The following is a 12,698-nucleotide window of genomic DNA, read 5'->3' as shown; positions in this document are numbered from 1 at the left end:
GTCATTTCAGCAGAAGTACGGTACCTTCTACCTCCTGATCGAAAGTCTTGATTACATAAGGATAGCTGCCGGAAGGAGCGGCGGCACCCTTGTACTGACCATTCCAGGGTTTTTCGTAGCCTTTTGACAGGTGGATCACCTCGCCCCATCTGTTGTAAATGCGGACTTCAACGATCTGGTCACGCGCATTCTTAATCTCGAAAGTATCATTATTACCGTCTCCATCGGGCGAGAATGCCGTCGGAATGTACATTTGTTCGATTACATTAATGTATGTACTGGCCTGGTAAGTACAGCCGGAAGCGCTGGTTACTGTAACGGTATAAGTTGTATCTACAAGCGGTGAAACAACGGCTGTCTCGGCGTTGTTTGCTGAGCGCATTTCGTAGGATGGCCCCCACTCAAAAGTAGCATCAGGCTGCGGTGGCGAAATTACGGGGCGCAGGTTAGACTGTGACCCTTTCGTCATCATTTTAGAAGCCGGCATCGTCACTTTGATCTCTTCCTGAGTTACCATCATCGTATCCCGTCCTCGGCAACCTTCAATCCCGTTTGTTATCTCAACAGAATAGGTACCTGGATCTGAAATCTCAATGGTTGCATTTGCGCCGGCCAGAGGCGCATTTTCTTTTCTCCACACGAGCACCTGATCCGCGGCCACATTCCCTCCGTTTGCATACATCGAGATGGAAGAGCCTTTACAGAAGGTTGGCGCATCGGCCGTGAGTTTGGCCTCAATAGGCGGAGCATAACGAACCCTGACTGCGAGCGAGCTGGTGTCCCTTGAACAAATGCGTGTGTAGCTTTTCACAACGGTGTAGTTCCCTGAGTCTCTTACCATCATGCTCGGCCCGGTAGCGCCGGGGATGTTGAGCCCGTTCAGCTGCCATTGATACGACCAGTCCGCCGAGCTTTCGGTATTCAGCTCAATAGGCCCGTCAGGACAAAACAAGACTTCTTCCACCGGAGCCGATCCCATGGTAATCACAGGCGGTGTCGGCAGATCATTGTTGCAGTCGATCACCAATAGCTGAAAATCCCTTCTTACCAGACCGATCCTTTTGCCATCGCGGTACTCTTCACACTGAATTGCAAAAACGTACAGCCCGGTACGGTTGGCGTTTACTGTCAGCTTACCCGCATTGTCAATGTGCAGTGGCTGTGAACCGGGAATAACATTGGAAAGCGAAATCCCGTCCACCCAGGTAACAGGCGGGTAAGGGCTCTTCGCCGCAGCATTTCCGAAAGGCGCACTTCCCGTCGTAGAGCCGCGCCAGGGGACTACCAGCGAATACCGAAGCTCGTCGCCTTCCTTGTCAGTTGCACTCATGTTCATACTGAATGGCGCATTGGCACAGATGTATTGCCCGTTCGGTTCGACGAATGCGGGAGCGGAGTTAGTAATTTGCAACGGCGGAAATTCAAGATAAAACACCATCCCATTATCTCCCGGCCCCACTATATTATTGATATCGCCATTTCTGCAACAGCGTTCCCAAGCGATATAATAACCTTCATCGTCGCTGTACTGGTTTGGATCAAGGGTTATTTGTCCGCTGTAAATGCCAACGCTTGTGTTAAGCGAGCGGCTGCTTGCGCAGGCTTTATTCTGGTAGGCAATTGCATTGGTGGATTGAAGCCGCACTTTAAGACTTCCCATCAGCTGGTTCGTCCGTTTCTCGTAGAAGTAAATGTCGGCTGATTCATCCCGGTTACCGCCTGTATTCACGGTCGGGATAACAAGATTATTGCTGTCCCAAAACTGGATCAGCCGAATCTGGTAGGTATTGGTATTTCCCACCCGAAGCATCTGCAACTCCCCGCCGACGATGTGATTGGCTCTGACTAACGGTGTTAGTCCAAGTAGCAGTGTTAATATCAACCAAAATACTGGTAGAGTTCGTCCCATACGCCTGAATTTCCAACGGTTACCTTTCCTTAAAGTTAGTCACTACCAGCAATATACTGCACCAGATTCAGCGGTATTTCCAGGTCATATTATATTAATTGTTCCTTTCATACACTTTTTGGTCTTTACCGGACAGAACAGGACAGTGACCGGTCCAAACCGAGATACTATTGTAGGATTAAAGTACAATTCGAATCAAAAATTGCATTTATTAAGTACAAATCATCTTCATCATCACCCGCTGTTTTTGCTCCCGCTTATCCGGAGGCATTAACAGGTTTTTCTTTTTTCATTATCCACTAAACCTGTTTCCTATGCTTAAAAGCATTTACAAATGCATTCGTGTTAAAACAAACCCAACAGTTCAACCAACCCAATCCTAAACTATGCATCTACCTCGACTATTGAATCGTGACACCTGCCTGAAAGTGCTTCCGAGAGTACTGTTACCGCAAGTGTTCATGGGAATCCTGTTTACCGGTGTGACAAATGCCGAAACCAATGCACCTGCCGGTCTAAACCCGGCGATCCACGCGACCGTCGACAGAACGATCACGGGTAAAGTAACTGACGACAAAGGTCTCTCGCTGCCCGGCGTAAGTGTGATTATCAAAGGTTCGAGCTCAGGAACTGTATCCGACGCTGACGGCCGCTACTCGCTCAATGTACCTGAAACGGGCAACAGCGTGTTGGTTTTCTCTTTCGTAGGCTACCTGACGAAAGATGTTACGGTGGGAAATCAAAGTGCGATTGATGTGCAGCTGGCAGTTGATACCAAAGCATTGGAAGAAGTGGTCGTGGTCGGCTACGGTACCCAGCGCAAGCGCGACATTACTTCTGCGCTTTCCGTGATCAATATCCAGGACATCGGTGAAGTTCCCAAATCCAATGTGACCAGGATGATCCAGGGACAGGCACCGGGGGTGATTATCAAGCAAAAGAGCGGTACACCGGGTCAGCAGTTCGAGGTAAAGGTCCGCGGTATCAGCTCACTTGGAGCCGGTAGCGATCCATTGTACGTAATCGACGGGTTCCCGGTAGGTATCTCAGCAGGACAAAACCTGAACCCGAATGATATTGAAACCATATCGGTGTTAAAAGATGCAGCCTCAACTGCCATTTACGGTGCACGTGGTTCCAACGGGGTGGTTTTGATTACCACCAAATCGGCCAAGGAAGGGAAAACTTCACTTAATATATCTGTCGATTATGGTGTGCAGAATGTACCTGAGTCGCGCAAAACAAAGGTTTTGAACGGACAGGATTTTGCGCAGTTCAAAAAGGAGGTTTTTGAAGGAAGATTTTTGCTCGCCAATAAGCGTAACCCGACAATTGAGGAGATCCCTATGGACTTTCGCTATCCGGACCAGACTAAATACTCAACCAACTGGTTTGACCTGATCCTGCATAACAATGCCCCCTATACAGATGTGAACGTAACGCTTTCGTCCGGCTCAGGCCCGATCAAGTCCGTTATTTCAGCGGGTTATTATAAAGAAGCAGGTGCATTGAAATACACCGATTACGACCGTGCTTCAATACGTACCAACCTGATGGGTAAAGTAAACAAGTTCATCACAATGGGCGTGAACATCGCGGGTAGCTATTCCAGGTCCAGCCTGGCAAGTACCGACGGACGTAATGCACAAGTTGGTCTTACCCTGATCGCCGACCCGCGCTACCCTGCTTACGATGAAAAAGGAGACCTGATCCCTTTCTATAATGGAGTGGGCGATGTATTCGGTTTCCCCAATCCATTATATATGTTAAAGAATATCAACCGTGACAGGAATATTGCAGATGTACTTTCCAACGGGTACATAGAGCTGAATATCCTGCCGGGTTTGAAGTTCAGGTCTTCATTGAATGCAAAGATCAATTATAACAGGTACAAGGAATTCGTCCCTTCCACGATTGGTCTGCCAGTATCGACAGGCAGCAACGGCGCGCCTCCGCGGATTGCCACAGAACGTGACGATTCGGAAGAACTGCGTAACTACGCTGCTGACCAGTTGCTGACCTACGATCTCAACATTGGCGAAAATCACCATTTTGACGCATTGCTGGGTTATACTGCACAGCAGGAAACAGTGAAAGGATTATACGGAAGTGGCAACACCTTCCCGGATGACCTGGCTCCATTCCTGGGCAATGCGACGATCCGCTCTTCCAATTCTATGGAAAGAACCTGGACAATGCTTGCTTACATGGCGCGTGCCAACTATTCGTTCAAAGACAAGTACCTGCTTTCAGCTTCAATCCGTCGTGAAGGTAGCTCCCGGTTCAGCGAGGGACACCAGTTTGGTAACTTCCCTGCGGCCTCTGTGGGTTGGAGAATTTCAGAAGAGCGTTTTATCCCGAAAGCAGCCTGGCTAACCGACCTTAAACTTCGCGCCAGCTGGGGTATGACAGGTAACAACAGCTATGCAGTGAGCGCCAACAACAACTTCGGTGTCGGACAAAATGCAGGCGATGATGGTAACTACGCGAGTCTGGCATTCCTTGGAATCAACAACTACGTACTCGGCAACTCCCTTGCTTCCGGTAAAACAGTGACGCGCTTTGCTAACTCGGAGCTTTCGTGGGAAAAATCCAACCAGCTGAATGTAGGTTTGGATCTTGCCACATTTAACAACAAACTGGTATTTACATTAGAATACTATAAGAAGATCACCGATGACATGCTGCTTGGTTACAGCATTCCGGCGGTATCGGGCTTTACATCTACTCTCAAAAATTTGGGTAAAGTTCAAAACCAGGGTTTTGAGTTTGCTGCCAATTACCGGATCAAACTGGGACGAGTTAACCTTCGTACCAATGCGAACGTGACCGTTAACCGCAACAAAGTACTTGCGATCAGAGGCCAGAACGACTTCATTCTGCAGGGTAGCCAATATGGCGGCTACAATATCCAGCAGGTTGGACAACCGATCGGTATGATCTTCGGTTACCGCAAGCTGGGTATCTTCAATACGCAGGATGAGATCAACAAGGCGCCATTGCAGGAAGGTGCTGTGCCAGGCGCGATGATATTCGCTGATTTGCACGGTGCACCCGACGGCGGCCCTGACGGAATTGTTTCCTACGATACCAAGGATATGACCATTATCGGGAACCCGAATCCCAAGTTCAACTGGGCGTGGACTGTCAATGGAGACTACAAAGGTTTTGATTTCAGTGTATTGTTAATGGGCGCTTACGATTTTGACATTTACAGAAACATTGAGGCATCTACCATGAATATGGATGGTGTGTTCAATGTACTTGACAAAGCAAAAGACCGGTGGAGATCGCCGCAAAACCCTGGCTCAAATCCTGCTGACAAGCATTCACAAGGCGGTACCGACTACTTCAAATGGTCACGCGAGAGCAGCGAACGTTACGTGTACGACGGTACCCACACCTGGATCAAAAACGTAACAATCGGCTACACGATCCCGAGAGTGAAGGGCGTATTGTCCGACGCGCGCATTTTCATCAATGCAGCCAACTTGTTCCTGATCACGAAATATCCTGGAAATAACCCTGATGCCGGTGTGCGCGGCGGGACTGAGCTCAATAACGATGACGAATCGTATCCTGTACCAAGAACTTACTCTGCCGGTATAAAAGTGAACTTCTAACAACATTTGTAATGAAAAGTAAAATCATAATCGGAATCATAGCACTCGGGCTCCTGCAATCGTCCTGCAGTGAAGACTTCCTGAACCAGACCGACCCGACGAAAGTGGGCGTGGATGTATTCTATAAGAATGAAGCGCAGGTAAAACAGGCATTGAATGGCGTTTACGGGCAAGTTCAGAGTTTGACAAACACCGGCTATCTCTTTGGTGAGTTTTATACCGATAATACGACAATCGACCTGAATCCCTCGGACAGAGGTGGCGCGGGCGGCTGGGAAGCATTCGAGTACGGCACAGTCAACTCTGGCAATGGGGAAATAGCAGCGCTTTGGAACAGCTACTACGCGACCCTCTACAATCTCAACCTGACACTTGAAAAAATGGCGGACGCGACTATAGACGAAGGTCCGCGGAAGGAAATCGAGGGCCAGTTGAAGTTTCTGAGAGGTTATCTGTATTTCAACCTGGTGCAGTACTTCGGAGATGTGGTGATCGTCACATCTACATTGGCTACCCCTGATCCTGCATTTGACCTGGTAAGATCACCTCAGGCGGAAGTATGGGCGCAGATTGAGAAAGACCTCAAAGAAGCGGCTGCTTCATTGCCTGCCAAGTATGCGAATGCGGCAGACAAGGGACGTGTGACCAAAGGAGCCGCATTGAGTCTTTTGGGTAAATCATATCTCACCCTGAAAAGATATGCCGACGCCGTTACCACTTTGAAAGAAGTGACCACGATGGGATATGCATTGAATGCAAACTATGCAGATAACTTCGATCCGGCACCTGCCAAGAAGAACGGGGTTGAATCCATTTTCGAGATCCAGTACCAGGGAGATAATGACCTCGGTGAATGGAGCAGCTTCCAGTATGTGTTTGCTCCAAGGGTATCCAAAGGCGCGGTGACGGGTTATGCAGCTGGTGGAAACGGAGGCCGAAATTCTCCAACCAACGATATCATAGAAGCCTACGAAACGGGCGACCTGAGAAAAGATATCTCTCTTAAAACGAGTTTTACGCTCGACGGCAAAGTCTATCCTGTTCCTTACGTAGCGAAATACAATTATCCGCATACCATTATTGGACGGACCAACACCAACTGGCCGGTACTCCGCTACGCCGACGTGCTGCTGATGCTCGCTGAAGCGATCAATGAACAAAGCGGCCCCACAGTGGAAGCTTATGATTTCTTGAACCAGGTTCGCAAACGTGCTGGTCTGGCCGCATTGACAGGTTTGGACAAGAACACATTCAGGACAGCTGTACTGAAAGAACGCAGACTGGAACTCGCATTCGAGAATCAGCGCTGGTTTGACCTGAAAAGAACCATGACACCTGCACAATGGGCTGCATTCATGAATGCTCACGGCGCACGCGAAAGAGCGAAGCCTACCATCGACAGGGGGAATGTTCCGTTCAACTCGACTGACTATGTGTATACTGAAAATGAGTACGTGCTGCCGATCCCTGCACCGCAGATCCTGATCAATGCAAAACTGACTCAGAACCCGGGATACTAAACAATGCATCGGGGAAACACTGGCAATTGTGTTTCCCCGGTAAAAACTATAACTTATATGAGCTATATTCGTTAACTTACTAATAATGTCCCTGCTAAGTTGCGATACTTACACACCCCGGATTTCATTCAATAACTATATAGCATAAAAGCTTCACAAGACAGAACAGGATAGAAAATAGCAGCCAACGTTCTAGTATTGTGTGTATTCTACGTCAACTCCCGATTATTCCTGAACCCCTAATTTTTTAGATTGTGTTACTTCAAGCAAACGAAACATTCTGGCTGTGGCAGTTTTTAGGCCGGTTGCACCCTTTGATGGTCCATTTCCCAATCGGATTACTGCTGGTTGCCCTTTTACTTGAGTTAATGGACTGGCGGCGTAAGTCGGCTGCATTGCGCGACGCTACTGCTATCGTGACCTGGGTCGGCGCAGGAAGTGCATTGCTCGCTGTTGTTTTCGGATTATTGCTGGCCGATTCGGAAGATGCGAGCGGTACCAGCTTCGAAATCCATAAATGGTCTGGGATAGCAACCATGACACTTGCGGTTGCAGCTACCTTTGCATTAAGATCAAGAAACCGCTCCCTTTTCCGCTCCCTGCTTTTCGTTACAGTTTTCGGCGTATCGTTCGCCGGACACTACGGAGCAATGCTTACCCACGGCGACGATTACCTGTCCAGCGTGTTACCATCCTCGTCCGAACCGAAGGAACCTGCGGGTACTGATGAAGCTGATTTTGTACTTACCAATACAGGCGCATTGAGTCCCGAGCAGGTGCAAAACCTGAATGTAGAAGTACGTACCATTCTTGCGCATAACTGTTACAGCTGCCACAGCGAAACCAAAACAAAAGGCGACCTGCGGCTCGATAGTAAAGAAGCCATCATGAAAGGAGGCGAAGGCGGCCCTGTGGTTGTTCCCAATCATCCTGACAAAAGTGAGATCATCCGTCGCATTACTCTACCCAAAGGCGACAAGGAAGCAATGCCGACCAAAGGCAAAAGGCTGACGGAACGTGAAGTGAATGTCCTGAAATTCTGGATTGAAAAAGGGGCGTTATGGCCGGATGGACAGCAAAAGAGCATTTACCGCGTTGCAACCCTTGAACCAAGAACACCGGCAGTTCCGGCTGCTACCGCGGAGTTGAATAAACCCGTTGACCTGTTTGTCAATGCTTATTTCAAAAAGAATAATGTAACGTGGAAGTCAGCTGTTGATGATCGGCTGTATATCCGTCGCGTTTACCTCGACATTATCGGACTGTTACCGCCGCCAGAAAAAGTTGACGCATTCGTTGCAGATACCCGGCCGGACAAGCGTGAAGTACTTGCGAGAGAGCTTTTGAACCGCAATGATGATTACGCCCAGCATTGGATGTCGTTCTGGAACGATGCGCTCCGAAACGATTATTCAGGTACCGGCTACATTACCGGCGGCCGGTTTGATATTACCAAATGGCTTTACAGCTCTTTGCAAAGCAATAAGCCATATAACTGGTTTGTGAAAGAACTGATCAGTCCGAACAAGGAATCGGAAGGATTTATTAAAGGGATCAAATGGAGGGGCACTATCAATTCGAGCCAGCGCACCGAAATGCAGGCTGCACAAAATGTATCGCAGGTATTTCTGGGACTTAACCTCAAATGTGCCTCTTGCCACGATAGTTTCGTAAGTGACTGGAAGTTAGCCGACGCCTATGCATTCGCAAACATCTTTGCCGATACGCTCCTTGAAATTAACCACTGCGATAAGCCGACCGGAAAAATAGCTGGTACCAAAATGCTTTTCCCTGAACTGGGTGAGATCAGCGTGGATGCACCGACTGAGAAGCGACTGCGCCAGCTCGCAGATTATCTGGTGCAACCCAAAGACGGCCGGCTATACAGAACGGTAGTTAACCGGGTTTGGGCACAGTTGATGGGCCGCGGCATTGTGGAGCCGGTAGATGTAATGGACAATGTTCCCTGGAGTGAAGACCTGCTGGACTGGCTCGCTTCTGATTTCGTGGCAAATGGATACGACATGAAAAAGCTGATCTATACCATTGTCACTTCCAAAACGTATCAGCTTCCTTCTACCTCGGTGAAAGAAGCGGGAGACATTATGGCGAATGATTTCAAATTTACCGGAATGGTGAGAAGGCGCCTCTCTGCCGAACAGTTCTCGGATGCGATCAGTATTGCATTCAAACCAATGTACTCCGATTCGGCGATCATGTACAAGCGGTTGCCGGAAGATATCAGGCAGCGACTGCCATTTGCCCGTGCTGCCTTTGTGAAAAACGATCCATTCCTAACTTCACTTGGCCGGCCAAACCGGGAGACCGTCAGTACAAGCCGTACCTCACAGGCCAACCTGTTGCAGGCATTGGAACTGACCAATGGAAATAAGTTTACTGAAACACTGAAATCGGGATCGAAGGAATGGAAGGCGAAATACCAGACTTCGGATTCGCTGGTAACTGCATTGTACCGGAAAGCGCTTGGACGAACGCCATTGCCAAAGGAGATCGCAGCAGCGAAAAAGATCCTCGGACCTGCGCCAAGTGAAGAAGGAATTCAGGACCTGGTTTGGGCTATCGCCTTAGTACCAGAGTTTCAATTAATATATTAGATTGATACTTACATAACTTACATGAAGTATTAAAAGTAAAATACTAATGATAAGAGCAAGATGTATAAATCTTTTTTAACAATTAATATTATCATACAGACGCTACTTGATAAAAGTGTTAAATGTTAATTTACCTAAGTTGTTCATTATTATTAGTTTAAAATATTATAACAATGCAGAGCAAATGGAATAGGAGGGAGTTTTTGCAGCATGCCAGTGCCGCAACACTGGCTGCGCTCGCCGCGGGAGCTCCCGTTTCAAACCTGCTTTCTTCCTGTAAAAGCAAGTCTAACTCTTCGGCCGACACTGTAATCCTTTTATGGATGGCGGGAGGAATGGCCCATACCGAGACCTTTGATCCCAAATTGTACACGCCTTTCGAGAAGGATATGGAGGGCAACCGCGTACTGAGTACTTTCAAATCGCTGCCTACCAAGCTGGACGGAATTCACTTTTCCGAAGGTCTACAATCGATCGGAAATGTAATGGACAAAGGCACGCTGATCCGGTCTTATGTGGCAGCCGACATGGGGCACATTCTGCATTCGCGCCACCAGTACCACTGGCATACCTGCTATGAGCCGCCGCAAACAGTCGCTGCGCCGCATATTGGTTCCTGGATCGCCAAAGAGCTCGGACCGAAAAATCCTGTTATTCCTGCATTCGTGGATATCGGTCAGCGATTCACGGTGGGTGAAGCCGAAGAGCTGAAAGCTTTCCATACTGCCGGATTCTTGGGAAATGAATTTGGTCCGTTCTTTATTCCTGATCCGAGCCAGGGACTTGAAAGTGTTCGTCCGCCGGTTGGAATGGATGCAAAAAGATTTGAGCGTAGAAACCAGCTTTACAATGAACTGATCAACAATAGTCCCGTCGGAGAGTTTGGCAGCGACTATCAGCGTGAATCCCTCAAACGGTCTATGGAGCAGGCTTATGCATTGCTGAATTCACCCGAGTCGAAAGCATTTGACCTGAGTACCGAACCTAAAAAGAGCTACGACATTTATAATACAGGCAAATTCGGACTTGGTTGTCTGCTCGCGCGCCGGCTCACGGAACAAGGTGCCCGCTTCATTAGTGTCACCACGGAATATGAGCCGTTTAAAGGCTGGGATACTCATGAAAACGGACATACCCGCCTGGAAGAAATGAAAAAACAGATCGACGGACCTGTGGCGCAGCTCATCAAAGACCTGGATGAAAAAGGCCTGCTGGATCGTACGATGGTCGTTTTGGCAAGTGAATTCAGCCGGGATATGATGGTAGAAGGCAGGCCTGATGCCAAGGTACTGGAACAAGTGGCCCAGCCCGACATTCTTTCCGACCTAAAATTTTACGGAATGCACCGGCATTTCACCGATGGTTGTTCCATGCTGATGTTCGGAGGGGGTATCAAAAAAGGGTTTGTTTATGGAAAAACCGCAGACGAACGTCCCTGCAAAACCATCGAAAACCCAATCAAAATTGATGGCGTGCACCAGACGATCTACCACGCACTCGGCATTGCGGAAGACACTCAGTATGAAGTTGAAAAGCGCCCATTCTATACAACGCCAGACGGAAAAGGGAAGGCTGTAATGGAATTGCTGAGTTGATAGGTCATTCTTCGTTTTGTTTTGGTAAATTGACTCGATCTGATCTTGCATAAGCCTTATAATCACCGCGCAAAGCCGCTTAATAACTAGTTGAGAAATAATTAGATATTCAATGGTTAAGATCATTTTTTTGGCAGGAGCGACAATGCTCAATCATCAATGTCAACGGAGTTGTATATGACCCAAACCACGTTTTTTCATTCAGAAGAACTTTACAATTTGAAGTCACCAAAGGAGATCACACCGATACTGGTGCAAATATTCCAGCCAAAAAGTGTGGTGGATTTCGGGTGCGGATTGGGGACTTTCCTTTACTGCTTCAAGGAACAGGGCGTTGGCCGGGTTCTTGGAATGGATGGACCTTGGGTTGATAAAACCCTCCTCAAAAAGTATCTTAAGGAAGATGAATTCAAAGAAACGGATCTACAAGAGCGGATTCTGGATGTTAAAGACAGGTTTGATCTTGCAATAAGCTTGGAGGTCGCAGAACACCTTTCACCTGCAAGCGCAGACCGGTTTATCGAAAACATAGTTTCATTAAGTGACAATGTTGTTTTCTCGGCTGCCATTCCCGGCCAGGGTGGGCAAAATCACATCAACGAGCAATGGCCAACTTATTGGATACAGAAGTTTGAACAACACGGGTATACTTGTCACGATATTCTGAGGCCGTACTTCTGGAACAATCCGGACATTTTTTGGTGGTATAAACAAAACATACTCGTATTTACAAAAGACAAGTCCGTCGATATCACTTTGCGCCAGCAAAAGTTGTACGATATGGTTCATCCGGAATTACTAAAGGCAAAGTCGGACATGATTAACGGCAAAACGGCGGGCTTTTATTTTGCTCTTCGCTTATTTACAAAGGTTTGCAAAAAGAAACTCGGGCTTGCCTGAGCACTCAATCAAACCCGAACATTCCCTGCAATTCAAAGTTAAAGTAGCAATATACGTCACTCCCTACACTGCGTAGGGAGTACTTTCTCCTTCTTTGCTAACATCTAAATACAGTAAGTCCTTCACCATTTCATCCTGCAAAAACAAGGAAAATTAAATATTCCTTAAAACCAGACAGAGCAGGACAGTCGATACTGGTAATCATTCTACTATTGCAGAAATATTACTTTGAGAATTAAAGATTGGCTTTTCATACTACGCAAGCCAGTTTGTTCTTAGAGTATTCCTATTTAAAACTACCAACTCTCTTCATCTTTTGTGTACTTGACTCATTATGAGGCAATTGGTACACCCGAAATTCAATATGATTTAAATAAGATTAAATACAAGTATTTCAATTAGTTACTGACTATTCCTAACCCATGATCATTATTCACTTAAACCCGGATCGTATGCCAAAAGTCAGCCAGTAAAGTAATTCTCAACTCCAAAAGTCCCCTCAGGGGGAAAACCTCGACAAAAAACATTAATGCTAA

General features: G+C 47.5%; 6 protein-coding genes. 5 read left to right on the top strand and 1 reads right to left on the bottom strand.

The annotated features are described in order from the left end of the window. Position 1 precedes the first annotated feature (1 nt). Positions 2–1,909 carry a T9SS type B sorting domain-containing protein gene (locus AC1XTG_RS00510; RefSeq protein ID WP_484840597.1) on the bottom strand — a complete coding sequence of 636 codons (1,908 nt, stop codon included), beginning with the start codon at positions 1,907–1,909 and terminating at the stop codon, positions 2–4. 461 nt (positions 1,910–2,370) lie between these two features. Between AC1XTG_RS00510 and AC1XTG_RS00505 the strand changes: the two genes are divergently transcribed. The 5 genes from AC1XTG_RS00505 (at position 2,371) to AC1XTG_RS00485 (ending at position 12,162) form a co-directional block, all read left to right on the top strand. Continuing rightward, positions 2,371–5,532 carry a SusC/RagA family TonB-linked outer membrane protein gene (locus tag AC1XTG_RS00505; protein WP_157474829.1) on the top strand — a complete coding sequence of 1,054 codons (3,162 nt, stop codon included), beginning with the start codon at positions 2,371–2,373 and terminating at the stop codon, positions 5,530–5,532. Between the two features lie 11 nt (positions 5,533–5,543). Further along, a complete protein-coding gene (locus AC1XTG_RS00500) occupies positions 5,544–7,052 on the top strand; it encodes a RagB/SusD family nutrient uptake outer membrane protein (protein ID WP_484840596.1) in 1,509 nt (502 codons plus the stop codon). A gap of 317 nt (positions 7,053–7,369) precedes the next feature. Then, positions 7,370–9,667, top strand: coding sequence for a DUF1549 domain-containing protein (locus AC1XTG_RS00495; RefSeq protein ID WP_484841098.1), 2,298 nt, complete (start codon positions 7,370–7,372; stop codon positions 9,665–9,667). Positions 9,668–9,840: 173 nt separating this feature from the next. Beyond that, complete coding sequence (locus tag AC1XTG_RS00490; RefSeq protein WP_056288655.1) at positions 9,841–11,262, top strand: DUF1501 domain-containing protein; 1,422 nt, start codon at positions 9,841–9,843, stop codon at positions 11,260–11,262. Positions 11,263–11,514: 252 nt separating this feature from the next. Continuing rightward, a complete protein-coding gene (locus AC1XTG_RS00485) occupies positions 11,515–12,162 on the top strand; it encodes a class I SAM-dependent methyltransferase (protein ID WP_484840595.1) in 648 nt (215 codons plus the stop codon). Positions 12,163–12,698: the final 536 nt, after the last annotated feature.

It is taken from the genome of Dyadobacter sp. HNCC25DJ183, from assembly GCF_056895175.1.
Note: the sequence above shows the minus strand (reverse complement) of the source record. Positions and strands in the feature narration are given on the sequence as shown.

Excerpts from the sequence above, each read along its gene's own strand:
- AC1XTG_RS00510 (WP_484840597.1), bottom strand. The coding sequence starts at position 1,909 with ATGGGACGAACTCTACCAGTATTTTGGTTGATATTAACACTGCTACTT.
- AC1XTG_RS00495 (WP_484841098.1), top strand. The coding sequence starts at position 7,370 with ATGGTCCATTTCCCAATCGGATTACTGCTGGTTGCCCTTTTACTTGAG.
- AC1XTG_RS00500 (WP_484840596.1), top strand. The coding sequence starts at position 5,544 with ATGAAAAGTAAAATCATAATCGGAATCATAGCACTCGGGCTCCTGCAA.
- AC1XTG_RS00505 (WP_157474829.1), top strand. The coding sequence starts at position 2,371 with ATGGGAATCCTGTTTACCGGTGTGACAAATGCCGAAACCAATGCACCT.
- AC1XTG_RS00490 (WP_056288655.1), top strand. The coding sequence starts at position 9,841 with ATGCAGAGCAAATGGAATAGGAGGGAGTTTTTGCAGCATGCCAGTGCC.